Source organism: Amorphus coralli DSM 19760 (assembly GCF_000374525.1).
Taxonomy (GTDB): Bacteria; Pseudomonadota; Alphaproteobacteria; order Rhizobiales; family Amorphaceae; genus Amorphus; species Amorphus coralli.
This window is the reverse complement of the sequence record NZ_KB894572.1, coordinates 379,247-397,913: the sequence shown is the minus strand read 5'-3', so window position 1 is coordinate 397,913 and position 18,667 is coordinate 379,247. Positions and strand designations below refer to the sequence as shown.

The window sequence follows — 18,667 nt, the reverse complement described above, 5'->3', positions numbered from 1 at the left end:
GCCCTGATCATGGCGTTCCGGCGGCCGCTCTCCGGCGGCTTGTGAAGGTCCGCATGCGCTCGATCGTCTCCGGCCGGCCGACCAGGGCGCGGAACGCGCGCTCCTCGGCTTCGAGCCGTTTCGCCACGCCGGCAAGCCGCGCCTCGTCCCACACCAGGCGGCGGGTGGCGGCCAGCGTCTCGGCGGATTTCGACGCGAGCGCGTCGAGCCAGCCGTCGATGACTGGATCGATCCCGTCGCTTGCCACCGCCGTCGTCGCAAGTCCCAGGCGGACGGCCTCTGCCGCGTCGATGCGCCGGTTCAGCGCCTGGATCGCCATCGCCGCCGCCGCACCGACCCGGTCCGGCAGGAGCGCCGTCCAGCCGCCGTCGGGCGCAAACCCGACCTCGGAATAATAGGGCTGGATGAACGCCTCCGGCGCCATCGCCACCAGGTCGGCGGCGAGCACCAGCCCGACCGAGCCGCCCGTCACCGGCCCGTGCAGACGCGCGATTACCGGGGCCGGGAAAGCCAGCAGCGCGAGAATCGCGGTATTGAGCGTGCCGACGGTGCGCGCCGCGTAGGCGTCGAGCGTCTCGGCGCGGTCGGCATGATCCAGGAACGCGCCGACATCGCCGCCGGTGGAGAAGCTTCGCCCGGCGCCGGCCAGCACCAGCGCCCGCGCCCCTTCAACCCGCGCGGCGCCGATACCGGCCACCAGGTCATCAAGAAGATCCGGCACCAGCGCGTTGTGACGCCCCTGCCGGTCGAGGGTCAGCGTTGCGACCCGGTCCCGCCAGGAAAGCCGGACGTGGTCCATCTCAGCCCCGCCCCAGCCCGTTGACGATAAGGTCGTGCGCGGCCTCCACCACCTCGTCGATGGGCCGCTTGTCGCCCCAGACCACCGCCCGCTCGCCGAGCGACTTGGCCATGCCCATCAGCGCCCAGGCGCGCACCTCGGTATCGCCGGGCCGGATCTCGCCGGCCGCCTCGGCCGCCTCGAGACCGTCGCGGTAGGCGTCGGCGAAAGTCTGGAAGTAGGTCCGGTAGGCGTCGGGATCGACGAACAGCGCCTCCTGCACGATCCGGTAGAGTTCCGGATGCGCCGAGACGAAGGTGAGAAAGGTGCGCAGGCCCTCGCGCTCCGCCGCCACCCGGTTCGGGCTTGCCTCGATGGCGTCGCTGAGCGCGCCGCGCAACCGCCGGCCCATCTCCAGCACGAGGGCGCGGAAAATCTCCTCCTTGCCCTTGAAGTAGATATAGAATGTGCCCTGGGCGACGCCCGCCAGCCGTGTGATCTCGGCGATCGAGGCCTCATTGTAGCCGGCCGTGCCGATGACGGACTCGGCCGCCTCGAGGATGGCGCGCCGGGTGGCTTCACCGCGCGCGGTCTTGGGTTTCGGCCTGGCCACCATGGTCGCTCACGCTGCCCACATGAAACATGAATCAGCCGTCATGTTAGCCGCATCGTTGCCGCTCTGGCAAGGCGTCACGCCGCCATGCCACACCCGGAGCAGCCGCCTGGCGCAAATCGCGCACGGCCAATGGGCCTGCGCTGCTGGACATGGCGGGCGCGGAGACACATGATCACCGCGGACAGGGTGCGAACGGAACGTGGGTCGGACATGAGTGAGGCCGGACAGGGAGCGCATCGCGCGCAGCTCGACGCCTTCCTCGCGGGCCGGCTGCCCTTTGCGCGGCTGGTCAAGGATCTGCGCACCGCAGTCGCCAGCGGCACCGACGACACCACCTCCATCGGGGCGGTGCTGGGGGAGTACCAGGCCGTCGGCCGGCTGCCCAACGATCTCGTGGCGATGATCATGGACGAGGTGGCGGCGCGGCCGCGCGCGGTCGAGCCCCTTCCCGGCGATGACGAGCCGGGCGATGACGACACGGTCCGGCGCGACCAGATCGGCCGCGACACGTCCTACGAGCGCTCGGCCATCGACGACCGGGTCGACGACGTGGTGCTTCAGGCGCTGGTGGAGGAGTACAAGGCGCTGCGCGGCGATGCGCCCGCCGACCGTCAGGACGACGCCGACCTCGATCATTTCATGTCGGCCTTCGTCGGCGCCCGCATGCGCAAGACCGCTTATCAGGCGGAAACGGGGACGCGCCCGGTGGGCGGCCGCAAGACGAGCTTCACCGGAACCGCCGGGGGCCGGGCCGGTGTCGGCAGCCTGCTCAAGGACCGATTCGTATTGGACCGCGATATCGGCGGCGGCGCCATGGGCACCGTCTTCGCCGCCGTCGACCGGCGGCGGCTGGAAGCCGGCGACGGCCACCCCTACGTGGCGGTGAAGGTGCTCGACCGCACCTTCGGACAGGATTCCCGCGCCTTTCGCACCCTTGAAGCCGAGGCCCGCAAGGTGCAGGCGCTCGCCCACCCGAACATCGTCCAGGTCTACGATTTCGACCGCGACGGCTCCGACGCCTTCATCGTCATGGAGATGCTGCGCGGGCGCGCCCTCGACGAGATCCTCGACGCCCGCCCGACGGTCATGACCCAGGCGGAGATGCACACCATCCTGGATGGCATCCTCACCGCCCTGGCCTTCGCCCACGACCGCGGCATCCTGCACTGCGACGTGAAGCCGTCGAACATCTTCGTCACGTCCGACGGGGTCTCGAAGCTTCTCGACTTCGGCATCGCCTCGGCCTCGACGCTGCCGATCTTCGATGTCGACCAGCTCGCCTCCTTCACCGCCCGCTACGCGGCGCCGGAGGTCATGGAACGCCAGTTGCGCTCCGCCGCCGGCGATGTCTTTTCCATCGCCTGCGTCGCCTACGAGATGCTCGCCGGCGATCACCCGTTCGGCGAGGGCACCGCCATCGACATGCGCGACCGGGGGGCCCGCCCGGCCCCGATCCCGGACGTCGACCGGCGGGTCATGAATGCGATTCTCAAGGCGCTCGCCTTCGACCCCGCGGAGCGGGTTGCCTCGATTGAGGACTTCGCCGACAGGCTGCAGGGCAACCGCAAGGGCTGGTTCCGGCGTTAGAACGGTGGCTTTGCGGCCTACGCCTCTTCGCCTTCCTCGATCCGGTCGAGGATTTTCTGAATGCCCTGGCTGAACCCGCTGTCGGGGTGGCGCTCGCTGGCCAGCCCGTTGCTGCCGAGCAGGATCAGGTCCTCCGACAGCGGCAGAACGGCCGCCACCGGCGACTTGTAGGTGGCCAGCATCCGGTCGGAGACCGCCGAAAAGTCCAGCGACGACATCGCCTTGTTCACCACCAGGAAGAGCTGCGGCACTTCCAGTCGGCGCGCCAGCTCCAGCGCCACCGCGGTGCCCTGATAGTCCTGCACGTCCGGGCGCAGCACCAGGAGCAGGCAGTCGGATATGGCGATGGAGAGCAGCGTCTCCTCGTTCACGCCCGGATGGGTGTCGATGAGCAGGTAGTCGAGGTCGAGCGCCCCGCAGATGTCGCGAAAGCCGTCGTTCAGCGCGTTGACGTCGTAGCCCTCGCGCAGGATGCGGGCGATCTCGCCGGTCCTCAGGCTGGACGGCACCAGCATCACGGTTCCGGTGATCGGCGGCCGGCCGCTGCCTTCCGCCTCCTCGTTGACGGCTGCGGTCACGTCGACAGCGGTTTCCTCGACCCGGCAGCGGCCCCAGAGATAGTCGTTCAGCGTGTGGCGCAGGGTGCGCGGATCGACGTCGAACAGGGCGTGGATGCCCGGCGACTGGATGTCGGTGTCGACGATGCAGACCCGCTTGCCGCGCCGGGCCAGGCCTGCCGCCACGTTCGCCGTTATGTTGGATTTGCCGGTCCCACCCCGGTAGGAGTGGATCGAGATCGTCCGTGTCTCAGCCAAGTGGCCCGTCCCTCGCTTGCTCGCGACCCTTTCGCGCTCCGGCGTGCCCGGACGCGCAGGTTAGCCTATCACCGCCCGCGCTGCTGCAACCCTCACTCGCCGGAATGGCGCGCCCGCATGGTTCGCGCCCGGCGCTGCAGATCCTTGAAGTAGTCGCTCTCCACGATCGCCTCGACCTCCTGCTCCTTCTTCTCGCGATCGACATGGATCCGCAATTCGCTGACCTGCGCCTTCAGCGAACCGTTTTCCTTTTCGAGCCGCTGCCGGGCATCCTCCAGCCGCCGCCGTGCCTCGGTCAGTTCGTCGATCACGCCGGAGAGGTGAAACTCGCGTGCCTCGATGCGCACCACCATCATGCCGAACGCCTCGGCCAGGCCGTGCAGCTCCCCCGCCGCGTCGTCGGCCGCCAGTTCGGCGATCTCCTCGAACACGTCGTAGTCGCCCTGGGCGACCTTCTGCGAGAGGGCGCGGAGACGATCGAGGCTGGCTCCGAGGTTGGTCATGACGCCTTCTGCCGGTTGGAGGACGGGCCGGGCAAGTATGCCGGAGCTGGTCGCACTTTGCATGACCCCTTCGCTGCCGCACAGCCCTGCCGGCCGGCTAGCCGCGCCAGCGTTGCCACCAGCTTTCCACGGTGAACCCGTCCACGAATTCGCGCACTTCCGGGGTGCGCTCGCCGCGCTCGAAGGCGAGCGCCTGGCTCAGCGCGCGCCACTGGCGCTTGCCCAGCCCGTCCGGACGCTCCGGCTCGCGGCCGTTGCTGATGGCCCAGCGCACGGAGTTTTGCTCGTAGGGATGCTTGCCGGCCGCCAGCATGTAGGCGACCACCGCCAGCGAATAGACGTCGTCGGATGGGGCCGGCACCATGCCGAGGAGCATCTCCAGCGAGGCGTAGGCCGGCGTCAGCGCGCCCACGTGCCCGAAATAGGCGATGGTCGGCCGGTCGTCCTCCTCGCTCAGGTCCACCGCCTCGTGGGCATAGGAGAATCCGAAATCCAGAAGCTTGGCGGCACCGGAGGTGGTGACGAAGATGTTGCCGGGTTTCACGTCGGAGTGGACCACGCCGCGCTCGTGGGCGTAGTCGAGGGCGGCGCCGATATCGGCCACGATGCGGTTGCGGGTCACCCGCGACACCGGGTCCGCGGCTCCGCGCTTGCGCAGCATCCGGCTCAGGGTCTGCCCTTCCAGCTGCTCCATGATGATGAAGGAGCGGCCCGCGTCCTCGTCCCAGTCGTAGACGCGGGTGATGGCCGGGTGCACGAATTCCTGCATGCGCCGCGCCTCGCGGTGCATCAGCTCGCGCATCTCCGCGCTGATGGACGGATCCTCGTTGAGGATCTTGATCGCCACCAGCGGCACCTGCGAGGCGGCTCGCACGCGGAAATGGTCCAGCGCGCTGTAGACGGTGCTCATCCCGCCACGGCCAAGCACCGAGACGAGTTCGTAGCGACCGCGCAGCATCGAGCCGAGGGGCAGAGGCAGCGGCCGGCCTTGCGGTTCACCGGAACTCATGCGTCAGCCGGCACCGGGTCCGCCCCGGTCCTCTCCGGCTCGCCCATGGCACGCCAAGCGGCAGCCGGCTTGCGCCGTGCTCGCCTCGTTCCGTGCCCTGTCCGTTGCAACGCCATCGCCTTTCACCCGGCGTGCCCCTCATCCACCCGCACGAGGACCGCCGTGATGTCGTCGCGCGAGCCGCTCTTGACGGCCGCCTCCACCAGCGCATCGGTCGCGCCGTCGAAGCCCTCCGCGAGGCAGGCGAGGATGTCGTCGGGGCTGAGATAGTCGCTAACGCCGTCGGAGCACAACAGGTAGATGTCGCCCTCCTCCACCTCGAGCACCACCCGGTCGAGCTGCAGGACCCCGCCCGAGCCGATGGCCCGGGTGACGACATTGGTGCGTCGCTGATCGCCGGAGGCCGCCGCGCCGTGATCCCGGGTCGTCTGGAACAGGTGACCGTCGCGCAGGAGATAGCAGCGGGAATCCCCGGCCCAGAGACAGACGGCATAGTCTGCATCCAGGACCAGCGCGACCACCGTCGCGCCGATGATGGCGGCGAGCCCCCCCTTTGCCGCCTCGTTGCGCAGCGCCGTGTTGATGCGGGTGAGGCTGCGCTCCACCGTTTCCACCCGCTCCTCCAGCGGACCGGTCCCCACCATGCGGTCGAGGATGCGGACCACCGACAGGCTGGCGAGCTGGCCGTCCAGATGACCGCCCATTCCGTCGGCGACACAGAACAGCCCGCGTTCCGGCAGGGTCAGGCAGGCATCCTCGTTGACGTCGTGGCGCAGGCCGCAGCGGCTCGACGCGGCGACGCGGAAGGCCGGCCCGGACCAGGCGTCAGTGGCTCCAGCCATGATGCTTCCAGCGTCCGTCGAGAAAGGAGCCGAACATCGCGGCAGCGGGCAGGCCGCGGGTCTTCACCGCTTCCGGCGATCGGCCAGGCCAGCCATAGTGCCACCAGACGCTGGAGTTGGACGGCCGCTGCGCCGGCGCGTATCCGGTATATCCGGATCGGCGCAGCTCGTTCACCGGCGGAAACAGCGGGTTGGTCTGCAGCGTGCCGAGTTCGCCGCCATAGGCGTTGCGGAAGACCGAGGGTTCGTCGCCCAGCGTGTCCAGAGCGTCCAGCCCCTTCCCGATGCGGTCGATGAGGCCGAGGGCCTCGTCGACGGTCTGGTGCCCCTCGATCAGGGCCAGCGCGCCCTCCTCCAGCTCGCGGAGCGGCACCTGGAGATGCTGGGCCAGAGTCTGGCACGGAAGCAGCTGCTCGACGGGCACGGCGAGCGTCAGCGGATAGTAGCGACCGGTGGAGTCCACCGACGTCGCCAGCACGCCGGTCCACCCGACCTCCGACACCACCCCCGGATCCACCGCGAAACACCACAGCGGGCTCGACAGGTAGGCCTTGGACCACGCCTCGCCGAGCGACTCCTTGGCCGCCGAAAGACTTTCCTGGAGCCACCGATCCCAGGGCTCGACGAAGGTGTTCGGCAAGCGCTTCCGGCAGAAGTCCGCAGCCGACGGCAGCTTGCCGTAAATGCCGCCGGTCATAGCTGGCCCGGGCACTGGAAGCCCTGGATGAGGCCGGGTGCGAGCGGATTGACCACCGAGCTTGCCTGCACCGTGTAGTCGGCGCGCGCGCCGTCCTTGTTGGAGACGGAGAAGGTGTACTGGTCGGAGGCGCCCGACCGCCTCATGCCGGTTGTATAGAGCAGGCGGAACAGCGCCCACGCTCCAGTCCGCTGCTCCTTGACCGTCCCGCCCTCGACCAGGGTGATGATCACCGACGACGTACTGGCATCGCCCAGGGTCGGCCAGCTCAGATCCGTGGTGCGCGGCGGGCCGTGGCGGTAGGTGATCGACGTCTTGTCGAGGGTGAACACCGAGCGCAGCGCGTCCGGCGACAGGAAGGACGGGGTAATGGAGAACTTCACGCCGAGCGTTGCGCCGCCGCCAAAGAAGGCCGCGCGGATCTGCGCCGCTCGCTGGAACATGGCCAGCGTCTGATCGGAGAAGCCCATCGTCTGGCCGTCGAAGCTCGCGGCCACCAGCTGGCTGCCCTGCTGCTTGACGAACGGCTTCACGTAGGTCGTGTAGAACTGGTCGATGGTCCCTCCCTGCCGGAACATCTCGGTGAAGTCGGCCAGCGTCACCTCGTTGCTCGAATTGGAGATCGGGAAGCGGTCGTCGAGCAGCGAGCTGCAGGCCGGGATCACCTGCTGCTGCCAGTTGGTGTTGACGTTCTGGTAGGCGAGTCCGATCAGCACGCGCCAGGACTGGACCGAAATGTCGGACATGATCGAGCCGTAGGGCGACGGCAGCGTTGCCGACTGGCTGCGTAACTGGCTGAGCGCGTCATGGGACTGGTCCGTCGCCCGCTTGGAGACATATTGCAGCGCCGCGGCACCGGCGTCCGGCGCGGCCGCGATGGAATCGATGGTGCCGAAGACCGAGCCGATGAGCTGCTGGAGCTGCGGCAGCGTGGTGGTCCCTGCAGGCGCCGCGGATGCGCCTGCGGCTCCGCCGGGGCTGGCCGACGAATTGCCAAGCAGCGCCACGACGGACGCGAACGGCCGGGCGATCTGGTCGCCTGGCCAGGCCATGTCGCCGAAGGCCTGCTGGGCGGCTGCGCCCGCCGCCTTGCCCGCCGCACCCTTGACCGCCGCGGTCACCGGGTTGCCGGAGCCGCCCGAGCTTCCGCCCGAGCCACCGGCGGCACCGCCGCCCCCCGATCCGTCGCCGCCGCCCGACCCGCCGCTGTCGCCGCTGGAATCGCCGGTCGACGAACTGCCGGGGATGGGAAGCTGGGTGTTGGTCTGGACCGCCTTGGCCAGTTCGATGAGCGGCGTGTCGGGCGCCGCCAGCACCTTCATCACCTGCTGCGCCCGCTGCACGGAATCGAAGTCTACCACGGTGACCTGGTCGATGGCGTTCTGCCAGATCGAGATGTAGTTGCTCACATACTGGTTCACCAGCGACTGCATCACCGACTGGTAGGTCGGATTCTGCGCCTGCCGACCGGCGATCCAGTCCTGGTTCAGCGAGTCCTTCACGATGTTCGGCGCCTGCATCAGGAAGAACTTGTAGAAGCCGTCCTTGGTGTAGAGGCCTGGGATCTGCAGGATCGGTTGCTTCGACTGGATCTTCGCCGGATCGGTGGTGAGCGCGACGGTGCCGATGATGCTGGTCAGCATGACCGGCTGCAGCGAGCTGTCGGCGTTCGCCTTGCGCACCAGCGCGGCATAGATCTCGTCGGTCTGCGGAACCGTGGCGAGCCGCCGTTGGGCGGCGCTGATGATGCCCTGGTTGACGCTGACCGGCTGCGGCATCTCCGCAACCAGCGCGGTGAACTGATTGATCAGCATCTGCTGCCGGTCGGGCTGCAGCGGGTAGAGACGCTGCGCTTCCGTCTTCAGCGTGTCGAGCATGAAGTCCGGGTCGAACTTCGAGGAGTCGCTGAGCATGATGTAGGCCTTCAGCGACTGGCGCAGGGCCGGCATGTCGCTCGGGTTCTCGCTCTGGGTCAGCAGCGCGAGACGGCCCGCCAGCCGATCGGAGACCACCGGAAGCAGATATTTGGCCAGGACCGTCTGGTAGAGCCGATCCGTCGCCGGTCCGAGCGAGGCGTTCGCGTCCAGCCCGAAACCGCCGACGATCGGCAGGGCGCCGGGTTCTCGCGCTTCCTCTTCCAGACGGGAAACGGAGTCGATCGCGGGCAGGATCTGCTCGAATGTCGGGTTGGCGCCCACCCCCTTGATGGCCACCTCGGTGGTCTTCAGCTCCTGACTGACCGCCGCGATCTGGTCATTGCTGTGGTCGACGACCTTCGCCCACAGCCCGGCGAACACGATGAACAGCAGGATCGCGGCGGCGTAGCCGAAGCCGTAGCGCAGCGCCAGCGAGGTCTCCAGCCGCCGGTTGGTGCCGATCAGATCGGCTTCCTGGAAGACGATGTCGGTCAGCAGCCGATGGATGAAGAACGCCTTGCCCCGGCCCGAGTATGGCACGACCTGGCCGGGCGCCAGTCCGAAGCGGCGGCTGAAGGCGCCGAGCAGCCGGTCGATCGGCGTGCCTTCCTGGGTCCCGCTGGTCAGGTAGACGCCGCGCAGGAGCGGCGTCTTCTCGTAGCGGCTGGTGCGAAAGACGTCCCGGACGAAGCCGGTCAGCAGCCCCTGGAAGGCCGCCAGTTCCCGCGGGAACAGGAAGATGCGGCCACGACGCTCGGTGTCGCGCTCGGCATGCAGCACGTCGGGCGCCATGGCTTCGACCCGCGCGAACAACTCGCCGAGCCGGTGATCGACCTCCAGCGGCACCTGCGTCGGCGAGGTTTCCGCCGGCAGCGTGACGCCGAAGATCTGCTCGCGCTCGTCCTCGCGCATGTCGTCGAAGAATTCGGAGAAGCCGGAGATCAGGTCCGCCTTGGTCACCACGAGGTAGACCGGGACGCTGACCTCGAACGCCTTCACCAGCTCCTGCAGGCGCCGTCGCAGCGTATCGGCGAACATGCGGCGCTCGGTGTCGCTGCGGTTCAGGAGATCGGCGGCGCTGACCAGCAGAAGCGCACCGTTGATCGGTCGGCGGCGCCGGTGGGTGCGCAGGATGTCGAGAAAGCCCAGCCACGCGGCCCGATCGGTGTCGCGGTTGACGTCCTGGGTGGTGTAGCGGCCGGCCGTATCGATCAGCACGGCCTTGTCGGTGAACCACCAGTCGCAGTGACGGGTGCCGCCGAAGCCCTGCACCGCCTCGGAGCCGAACCGGTCGGAGAGCGGGAATTCCAGTCCGGAGTTGCTCAGGATGGTGGTCTTGCCGGTCCCCGGAGCGCCGACCAGCACGTACCAGGGCAGTTCGTAGAGGAAACTCGCGCCCCGCTTGCCGCTGATGGTGGAGCCCTTCAGCACCTCCAGCGCGTGCTGGAACCGCTCGCGGATGATCTCCAGCTCGTCGTCGCGGTCGGAGCTTGCCAGCGTGGCCAGCTCGTCGGACTCGATCAGGTTCTTGATCAGCCGCGAGTTCGCCCGGCGGATCAGCAGGAAGCGGACCAGCCCGACGAACAGCAGGAACACCACGAGGCCCAGGATCACGCCGATCCGCGCCGAGGCGGATGCCAGCGGATGCCCGCCCATGAGCGAGAATTCGGGGCCGAAGAACCAGATCACCAGCGCCAGCGCCGCGAGGGCGAACAGGAAGATCAGCGTCCGGACCCGGAACAGTTCGCGTATCAGAGCACCCAGCATCGTCTACCTCACCGAACTCTGCAGGGTACTGATCATGTCGAGCGCCGGACCGAGATCCTCTTGGAGCCTGATCTGGAAGAAAATGTAGAGCAGCACGAGAAGCGCGCCGCTCGCGGTGAACGCCATCCACAGCGGGATGAAGGTGCGGATCGAGCGCTTCTTCCGCTTGGCCTGGACCGTTGCGGCGAGGTGATCGGGCGGCGCCGGCAGGTATTCGCGCAGTTGCCGGCCCAGCCGGGTCCGCACGCTATCCAGCTGATCGCGGCCGCCCTCGATGACCCGGTAGCGGCCCTCGAACCCAAGCAGCAGGCAGGCGTCGATCAGGCGCAGAACGGCGATATATTTCTTCGGCTGGTCGAGAATGCGCTCCAGAAGCTGGAACACCTTCTCGCCGCCCCAGGTCTCGCCGTGATACTCGCTGAGAAGGCTCTGCTTGCTCCAGGTGGAGCGGCTGCCCCAGGGCGTCGTCAGCACGATCTCGTCGAGCAGCGAGCACAGCACATAGCGCCCGGCCGTGATTTCGCCGGCCGAGGCGCCGGCCTTGGCCGAGCGTTCCTCGAAGCGGGAGATCTCGTCGGAGATCCGTCGCCGCAACGCGTCGATATCGGCGAACTCCACCGCGTTGCGCAGCTCCGCGGCGAGCACCAGGAGCGGCTCCGCGCAGATCAGCAGGATGTCGTCGCCACGCTGCGGCTGGCGCCGCAGAAGCGTGTCGTAGGTTGCAGTTTCCGCCCCGCTCTCCGCCCCGGCAGGAACCTGCGCCTCGCGTTCGCGCGGCACGGCGACGGTCGGATCGTCGTCGTGCGCCTGGTCGCTGCGCAGCGTCGCGTCGTCCTCGTCGTCGTCAACCAGATCCTTCAGGCTGGTGCGCGCGCGCGGGCTCACCTTGGAGCGGCCCTGGCCACCCTGCTGAAAGACTGTCGGATCGTCGTCGCTCGTGTCTGTCATCGCCTCGGCTGCCCTGCGGTTCGCGCCCTGCGGACCGCGCTGCCGTCCCCCGGTGAAGTCGCGTCCGGTCCCTACGTCGTCCTGACGGCCCAGAACTCCATGTACAGGTCCGGATAGTCGCCGCTCACGTGAAAGGCGAACGCGGCGGAATTTTTCAGTCGCCCCCACAGCTCGGCCGTCTGGTCGAGCTCGAAATAGAAGCCGTTGCGCAGCACCGGCAGCTCCCGCGGCACCACGTTCACCTGGCGCATCCCGATGCCGGGCAACTGCAGGTTCACCAGGTCGCGGATCTGCTCGACCGGTCCCACCTTGGTGCGCACCGGGAACTCCCGGCTCATGTTCTCGCCGGGCACGCTCGCCGTCGCCACCAGGATCAGGCGGCAGCCGGTGAACACCGAACGGTCGGCGATCTGGCCGATCCAGATGCCGTAATTCTTCTGCTCCAGCGGGATGCGGATAGCCTTGCGCTCGGTGACGCTTGCAAGAAGCTGCTGGATGCGCGCGAGCAGCGGCGGGAACACCGCCTCCGGCGTCTCGTGCACGTAGGCCGGAAGATCCTCCGCCCGCCGCTCCTGGCCCAGGAAGGCGCTGAGCTCCGCCAGGACGGCGATCATCGCCCTGTAGAGCGCTTCGGGATGCGTGCCCGGCATCTGCGAGAGATGCTGGAACAGCACTTCGTGCCGGTTGATGACGCTGAGCAGGATCAGGTCCATCAGCCCGGCGGTGTCGGCGTCGCTCTGGGTCGGTCCGGCGCGTTCCGCCAGGAAGGAGGCGCGCTGGCTGAGCAGGCGGTGCGTCTCGCGGGCGGCGTCGAGCAACGCGGGGAACGCGTGCATGTCAAGGCACGGACCGATGAAGGAGGCGTCGAGCTGAACCGCGCCGCCCGGCTCCACCGAGTGGATGCGCGCCACTGCCAGCTCGCAGCAGTCCTCCACCGGGTCGGACCCGACGGTGACCCGCAGGTTCGGTTCGCCGACGGTGATGCGCACCGCCGGACGATCGGGCCCGGTGGCGTCATGCGCCTCGATCTCGCTGGCGCTGGTGCGCTCGAAGTCGGTGGAGCGGCCGAGCTCCACGCCGTCACCGGACCGCAACGGCAGCACGATCTTCACCGGCGCCCCGGCATCGCCCGAAGACACCGTCTTGGCCGGCGGCAGTGCCACATCTTCCGGAGCCCGCACGACGGTGCCGTCCGGCAGCACCGCGCGCAGCTTCGTCACCACGATGCGCCCCATGGCCAGCGCCTGATCGTCCACGGCGAACGACCTCAGGCCCCACCCGGCCGGCGACAGGCCCGAGGCGCGCTCGTCCACCAGCCGGTCGACCCACCGGTCGTGCTGCTGGAAGTGCTGCGGGGACATGAACATCCCCTCGAACCAAAGCGTCCTGCTCGTCAGTGACATCTAACCGTGTGCCTCGTCGTCTCGGACGGTGGATCCTGCAACCATGTCGCGATGCCTCATCAGAAGACCCCCAGCGCCTTCTTTTCCTTGGCGCTCAGCGTGACCGCAAGGCTGGTAAGCTCGATGGTGACGATGTTTTCCTTGTTCTTGACCAGCGGCGCGGACCCGCGCCACGTGGCGGAATCGATGTCCCGAAAACCCGCCAGCACGGCGATGTAGGACGTTTCGTCCGCCGTGGTCTTCTTGATCTTCTTCGTCGTGCCCGGCGCGATCTCGTATTCTTCCTTGTTCACCAGGTCGGCGCCGAGGGTCTTCGTGTCGTCGTCGTAGAGCTGGAAGAACTCCGAGCTGTTGAAGGTGGAGACCGACTTCAGCTCGTAGATGCGCACGACCACGGGCGACGACTCGTCGTCGGCGTTCGGGTTCAGCGACGTGTTGGCCGAGATGGTGATGTCCATCGACGTCGGCGCCTTCTTGAACAGCCCGCCGCCGCCGCAGCCCGCCACAAACACGACCAGCGCCAGCATGGCGACCAGCGACAGCGGCTTGCGGGCAATCAGCGTCTGCGTCATCGGCTTGGATCCTTTGCTCGCATGGTGGCGATGGTCTTGTCGTAGGCCTTGCGGAACTGGTCGGAGACGAGCGAACGCGCCGTCGCTTCCGGGTCCTGCGCAAGGCTTGCATGCAGTTCCTTATAGCGCTCCCATAACGCCTTTCCGTCACCCCGTCCGAAGAATCCGCCCGCGGCGTCTTCGGCCTGGATGCTGGCCGGGTCGAGCTGGGCCAGCAGGGTCGCGATCACGTTCTGCAGCGCGGCCATGGCCGCCAGCTCGTGCGCCTTCACGTCCAGGAAGCCCTCGGTCATCGCCTCGTCGGCGGCCAGGAACCCTTCCTCGCGCCCACCGATCGCCTTGGTCAGCGCCTCGTCGCCGGACTTCTGGAACTTGAACGGGTTGTTGTGCTCCGGCTGGACCCGGGTCCGATCGAGCCGGAACTCTTCCTTGAAGAGGCGCCGCGCCGCCAGCACGTCGGTCATCCCGATGGCCGCCGCGCGGGCCGCGCGCGCCAGCTCGCAGGCGGCCTCCGCGCGCTTCTCCGCCGGGACGATGGCGGGATCGAGCCCCGCTGCGCGCAGCACCGCGTCGAACGCAGCCGGAGCCGCACCCGCGCCCTCCGGTGCCGCCGCGGGGCTGGCCGGCGCGGGCGCCGCAGCGGGGGCTTCGGCGGTGTAGTGGGTCATCGCAGGGCGGTGGCTGGCGCGCTGGCTCAGCACCGACACCGGGTCGAGCGGGTTGGCCGCCGCCTTCCGGCTGGCGTCGCGGCGCGTCGCCGGCGTCACCAGGTCGGACAGGAGATTGTTGCCCGGCTCCCGGCGCGGGCGGCGCGCCTGGCCCGTCCCGGCGGGGGCAGCATCCGCTGACGACTTCGCCGCTGGCCCGCCTGCCGGAGCCGCGATGCCCCCCAGCAGCTCGTCGATCGACGGCAGCGGCTGTGCGGTCGGCGCGGCGCCTGAGGCAGGCGTGCTGGCCGGCGCGACGCGCGGACCCGGCGGCGGGGCGGCGTCGGCGCCCAGAAGATCCTCCCACGACAGGTCGTGCGGCAGAGCCGCTTCGGATGAAGCCGCGGGCTCGGCCTGCTCCGGCGTGGCCGGCAGATCGGTCTCCGCGCTCTCGGTCGGCGCAGGCACGCGGTGCCGCACTGAGCGGCGCGAGGGTTCAGACCCGGCGTCGTCCAGTTCGGAGGCCAGCGCATGGCTCAACGCGGACCCGATGTCCGCCGTGGCGGATTTCGGCACCTCTGTCGCCGGCGCCTGGACCGGGCGGGCCGGCTGGACCGGCGCGCGGACGGTCTGGGGCTGCGGTTCCGGCATCGGAGGCACATAGGTCCGCGCGTCCGACGGCGGGGAGGCGCTGCTTCCCATCCAGTCTTCGCCAACCGGCGCGCTGCCGTGTTCGCCTGCATCGGCGGAACCGAGATCGGCGAACGGGTCCCCCTTCCGGTTCGCCCCGGAGGATCCGAAGAAGGACCCCAGCGTGTCGTCCTTTGCCCGGGCCCGTGTGCCGGTGGTTTTCGGCGACGACTGCCGGGCCTTGGGCGGCTCCCGGCGCTGCGGCGCCATCGACAGCTCCTCGGAGCCGAACGTATCTCCGAGGAGGTCCAGCGGGTCGGTGCTCAGCCCGCGCGGCGCCGCATTGGGCGCGATCGACATGCGCGGCAGAGCCCGGTCCTCGTCGGACGGCATCGTGTCGGACAGCGCGGCGGCCACGACATAGTCGCCGAACCGCAGGCGGGTGCCTTCGGAGATCTCCGCGGAACGGCCGCGGCCGAGCGGCTCGACGCTTCCGTCGATATACAGCCCGTTGGTGCTGGTGTCGGTGACGTAGAAGCGGCCGTCGCGGAAGGAGATCGTCGCATGGCGGCCGGACACGGTGCGGGTGGCATCCTCGATCTGCCAGTCGCAGGCGGCGTTGCGGCCGATGATGCCGCCCTCACGCCCGAAGGTATGCGACAGCCCGCGCTGCACACCGGACACCTGTCCCGAGACGATGGAAAGCGTCAGTCTCATGCGGCCTGCCTCCGCGTCGACGGATCATTGCTGGCATTGGGGGCGCCGGCTGCCCCCGGCGGCTTGTGGGTTCCCGACACGAGCACCGGCGCAGGTGCGCCCTCGACGCTGCCGAGCCAGCTCGTCCAGCCCATCTGCGCCCGGCCCAGCCGCGAACCGGACGCCTGGTTCTCCTCCAGCACCAGCTCGATATCCCATTCCAGCGGATCCTTGAGGGTCAGCTGGATAAGCCGGGTCAGCCTGGCATGGTGCTCGCCCGACGGCAGGAATTGCTGGAAGAGCGGCATCGACAAGGGCCCCACCCTGACCCGGAACTTGCCCAGGCTGTCGCGCACCGACGCGCCCAGGATCATGTTGCGTCCCACCGTCATCGACCGGCCGAGCCGGCCGCGGTCGGCCTGCGAGACCCGGACTTCGCGGGTGACGAACTCCTGGACCTCGATCGGCACCTTGAAGTGATGGGTGAGGATGCCGGCCACCACGTCGGAGGAACGGCTGTACAGCGCCAGCAGCCCGAGCTGCGGCAGCAGCAGCGCCGTGTCGGGATCGGCCGCATGCTGGTCCTTCGCCGCCGGCGCGCCGTACAGGCTGAGAAGCCGGGCGGAAATCGGATCGCCCCCGCCGACCCGGTAGCGCAGATGATAGCGCCACCGCGCCCAGATCCGCCGGTAGAGCGAGATCAGGCGGTGGTTGAAGAAGTCGAGGAAATCCTCCAGCACCGAATCGCCGACATCGGAATGCAGGATGCGCTCCGTGTAGACCGGCGGCAGCGGCGAGGACGGCCCGTAGAGGCCGAGGAAGTTCACCCGGACCTCGATCTGCCCGGTGCCATCGGCGGAATGGCGGATTTCGGCGACCTCGCGCGCTGGAAAGCCGAGCGAACGGGCCGCGCGAAAGCGCAGCTTCTCATCCTCGGGCCGGCGGGCGATGCCACCGATCCCGTCGATGTCGAGCTGCGCCTGCAGCCGCGACACGGCATTGTTGAACCCGTAGGTCGAGAGCGCCGCGAGAGCGGCGTCGCTCACTGCGGACTCGCTTCCCCGATCCTGGGCGCCCATTCGTACACCGCGTTGCTGTCGATGCCGATCACCCGTAGCTGGTGATGGCTGTTGACGGCCGAGTAGGCCGCGAAGAAGACGTTCATCACCGACCCGAAGAGGAACAGCTCCCCTTCCCCGCCGATGACGTTTTCGCTGATCTTGAGAACGATCCGCCGGCTGCGCACCGGCCGGCCGTCCAGGAACAGGTCGAAAGGCTCCACCTCCACCGCCTGGATGGCGGCGAGCAGGTTGTCCAGCTGCTGGCGCTCGGCCACGTCGTAGGCGGCCCGGAAGTCGTAGGCATCGATGACGGCGCGCAGCGCCTCCACCGAGAGCAGCGATCCGAAATTGCGCGCCAGCGACGAGATCAGCCGCCACTGGATCCCGTCCGACAGCGGCGGCGCCACCTCATTGGTGACGGTGGACACGTTGCGGAACGACACGCTGCCCGGCGTGTCGGCCGTGGGCTGGGTGATCGATCCGATCGGCAGGAAGTGCGCCACCGCCCCGTTGGTCGCATCGATGCGCAGCGTGATCGTCTCCGCGCGCGGGCTGATGAACTCTTCGCGGCCGTTGATGAAGGCCACCACCAGGTCGATGCCGTTCGACAGCGTCGAGGGACGCGGAAAGGCGCGGTAGTAGAAGCGCCCGTCCTCCTTGTTGCCGTGGTCGTGGCGGAAGCTCTCGAACGGATAATAGGTGACGCGCCCGCTCTGGCCCTGCACGTAGCCGGAGACCTGGAAGATGCCGTGCACCGACTGGTCCGGCCGGGGGGCACGGATGCGGTACTCCGTCCGGCGCGGCTCCACCATGATCGGCATGGCGTCGGTTCGGAACAGGTTCACCGCCGGCGTGGCGTTGAGCTCCAGGTGTCGCGCCGCGACGCGGACCTGGTCCGGCAGCGGCCGGGAGAAGGAGAAGGTGAGCTGGATGCGCTGCTCGCCGGCCGACGGGAACTCCTCCGGCAGCCCGGCCGCCCAGTCGACGTCGACGAACAGGAACTTCGCCGGGAACAGCAGATATTCCTGCAGCACCCGGAATCCCCAGAACGTGTTGAGCGAAAACGGGATGACATCGTCGTCCCGGTCGAACCCGACCGGGCGCACCACGTCGGACGACAGCGTGGTCGCCGGGCTGTCCCCCACCTGCACGCGGACTTCGCGCAGGTAGCGCAGCATCCACAGGAGCAGCGTCCGCCCGACAATGGGCTCGCGCTCGCTGGAAAAATGCAGCCGCAGGGGCACCCTGCCGAGCTCCCCCGCCGGGATGGCATCGGTCAGGCGCAGGGTGGCCATCATCCGTGCCGAGGTCGTGCGGTTCTCCAATGCCACGTCCTCGACTTCCGCCGGGACGACGGAGACGGGGTAGCGGGTGGTGAACATGCATTCCGTCCCGCGCACAGCCTGGGAGGCGAGCGTGGTGTTGCGCGGCACCTCGACGCGCTCCGTGCCCGCGCCGGGCTTGGCGCGGAAGCTCATCATGGTCATCGGCGGAATGGGCTTGAGGAGCTGCGGGTTGACCAGCTGAAGCAGGTTCGTGGCAAGCTCCGGCAGTTCGTCGTCCAGCCGCTGGCGCAGCCGCCCGGTCAGGAAGGCGAAGGCCTCCAGCATCCGCTCAACGTCCGGGTCGTCGGATTCCCGCCCGAGGAAGGAAGCAAGCTTCGGGTTGGCCTTGGCGAACTGCTCGCCAAGCTCCCGAAGGTAGCTCAGTTCGTCCTCGTAATAGCGGTTGATGCTCATCTGCGAACCATGGCCCGGCCGTCATCGGCGAAGACGGTCTCGAAGGAGACCTTGCGGCGCTCGCCGTCCGACGACAGCTGCGCCTCGATGTGGAAGTTGAGCGCCAGCGGCTGGTCCGGGTTCGGGACGAAGCTGACGTCCACGTCCGTCAGGCGGGGCTCGAACATCTCGATCTGCTCGCGCACCGTCCGCGAGATCGCCGGCAACGCGTCGGGGTAGAGCCCGATGAAGGAGTTGAAATCGGGAACCCCGTAGTCCGGCCGGGTCTCACAGCAGCCCTCGCGGGCGTTCAGGACGCGCAACAGGTTTCCCATCACGCTCTCGACCACGGCCGAGGGGTCCGGTCTGCGGCGCGGCATTGCTCGTCCGCCTTCCACCGCATCCAACCGTTCCAGGAGAGAAAACTCGTAACGCATACTCGCAATCCGTGAGACGGAGACG

The 18,667-nt window shown here is 68.7% G+C and carries 16 protein-coding genes; 1 reads left to right on the top strand and 15 read right to left on the bottom strand.

Annotated features, from left to right (window positions below; translation table 11 throughout):
• Positions 1–7 precede the first annotated feature (7 nt).
• Positions 8–799 (bottom strand): enoyl-CoA hydratase/isomerase family protein, encoded by a 792-nt coding sequence (locus C507_RS0109755; RefSeq protein ID WP_018699506.1) that lies wholly within the window; start codon positions 797–799, stop codon positions 8–10.
• A gap of 1 nt (position 800) precedes the next feature.
• Positions 801–1,394, bottom strand: a complete 594-nt coding sequence (locus C507_RS0109750; protein WP_018699505.1) for a TetR/AcrR family transcriptional regulator — start codon at positions 1,392–1,394, stop codon at positions 801–803.
• A gap of 210 nt (positions 1,395–1,604) precedes the next feature.
• Here C507_RS0109750 and C507_RS22365 point away from each other — a divergent pair, with 210 nt between their 5' ends.
• The gene (locus C507_RS22365) at positions 1,605–2,981 is read left to right on the top strand and encodes a serine/threonine-protein kinase (protein WP_018699504.1); all 1,377 of its coding nucleotides are present in this window, start codon (positions 1,605–1,607) and stop codon (positions 2,979–2,981) included.
• Between the two features lie 17 nt (positions 2,982–2,998).
• On the opposite strand, the gene C507_RS0109740 is transcribed toward C507_RS22365, so the two are convergent.
• The 13 genes from C507_RS0109740 to tssE all read right to left on the bottom strand — a co-directional run bounded on the left by C507_RS0109740 (position 2,999) and on the right by tssE (position 18,642).
• Positions 2,999–3,796 (bottom strand): MinD/ParA family ATP-binding protein, encoded by a 798-nt coding sequence (locus C507_RS0109740; RefSeq protein ID WP_018699503.1) that lies wholly within the window; start codon positions 3,794–3,796, stop codon positions 2,999–3,001.
• Between the two features lie 92 nt (positions 3,797–3,888).
• Entirely contained in the window at positions 3,889–4,299 is a 411-nt protein-coding gene (locus C507_RS20940) for a hypothetical protein (protein ID WP_018699502.1), read from the bottom strand.
• A 97-nt stretch (positions 4,300–4,396) separates the two neighbouring features.
• Positions 4,397–5,308: a serine/threonine-protein kinase gene (locus tag C507_RS20935; protein ID WP_018699501.1), complete on the bottom strand. Its 912-nt coding sequence runs from the start codon at positions 5,306–5,308 to the stop codon at positions 4,397–4,399.
• A 122-nt stretch (positions 5,309–5,430) separates the two neighbouring features.
• On the bottom strand, positions 5,431–6,150 hold the full coding sequence (locus C507_RS0109725) for a PP2C family protein-serine/threonine phosphatase (protein ID WP_018699500.1): 720 nt from the start codon (positions 6,148–6,150) through the stop codon (positions 5,431–5,433).
• Complete coding sequence (tagF, locus tag C507_RS22360) at positions 6,134–6,847, bottom strand: type VI secretion system-associated protein TagF (protein ID WP_018699499.1); 714 nt, start codon at positions 6,845–6,847, stop codon at positions 6,134–6,136. Before tagF ends, C507_RS0109725 begins: the two co-directional genes overlap by 17 nt.
• Positions 6,844–10,530 (bottom strand): type VI secretion system membrane subunit TssM, encoded by a 3,687-nt coding sequence (gene tssM, locus C507_RS0109715; protein ID WP_018699498.1) that lies wholly within the window; start codon positions 10,528–10,530, stop codon positions 6,844–6,846. The genes tagF and tssM overlap by 4 nt, the downstream gene beginning before the upstream one ends.
• A 3-nt stretch (positions 10,531–10,533) precedes the next feature.
• Positions 10,534–11,478, bottom strand: a complete 945-nt coding sequence (icmH, locus tag C507_RS20925; RefSeq protein ID WP_018699497.1) for a type IVB secretion system protein IcmH/DotU — start codon at positions 11,476–11,478, stop codon at positions 10,534–10,536.
• Between the two features lie 71 nt (positions 11,479–11,549).
• Positions 11,550–12,881: a type VI secretion system baseplate subunit TssK gene (tssK, locus tag C507_RS0109705; protein ID WP_083923442.1), complete on the bottom strand. Its 1,332-nt coding sequence runs from the start codon at positions 12,879–12,881 to the stop codon at positions 11,550–11,552.
• A 59-nt stretch (positions 12,882–12,940) separates the two neighbouring features.
• Positions 12,941–13,453 carry a type VI secretion system lipoprotein TssJ gene (gene tssJ, locus C507_RS20920; RefSeq protein WP_018699495.1) on the bottom strand — a complete coding sequence of 171 codons (513 nt, stop codon included), beginning with the start codon at positions 13,451–13,453 and terminating at the stop codon, positions 12,941–12,943.
• The gene (tagH, locus tag C507_RS0109695; RefSeq protein ID WP_018699494.1) at positions 13,450–15,447 is read right to left on the bottom strand and encodes a type VI secretion system-associated FHA domain protein TagH; all 1,998 of its coding nucleotides are present in this window, start codon (positions 15,445–15,447) and stop codon (positions 13,450–13,452) included. The genes tssJ and tagH overlap by 4 nt, the downstream gene beginning before the upstream one ends.
• Positions 15,444–16,472: a type VI secretion system baseplate subunit TssG gene (gene tssG, locus C507_RS20915; RefSeq protein ID WP_018699493.1), complete on the bottom strand. Its 1,029-nt coding sequence runs from the start codon at positions 16,470–16,472 to the stop codon at positions 15,444–15,446. Before tssG ends, tagH begins: the two co-directional genes overlap by 4 nt.
• The gene (tssF, locus tag C507_RS0109685; RefSeq protein WP_018699492.1) at positions 16,469–18,226 is read right to left on the bottom strand and encodes a type VI secretion system baseplate subunit TssF; all 1,758 of its coding nucleotides are present in this window, start codon (positions 18,224–18,226) and stop codon (positions 16,469–16,471) included. Before tssF ends, tssG begins: the two co-directional genes overlap by 4 nt.
• Positions 18,223–18,642, bottom strand: coding sequence for a type VI secretion system baseplate subunit TssE (gene tssE / locus C507_RS0109680; protein WP_026318981.1), 420 nt, complete (start codon positions 18,640–18,642; stop codon positions 18,223–18,225). The genes tssF and tssE overlap by 4 nt, the downstream gene beginning before the upstream one ends.
• Between the last annotated feature and the right edge of the window lie 25 nt (positions 18,643–18,667).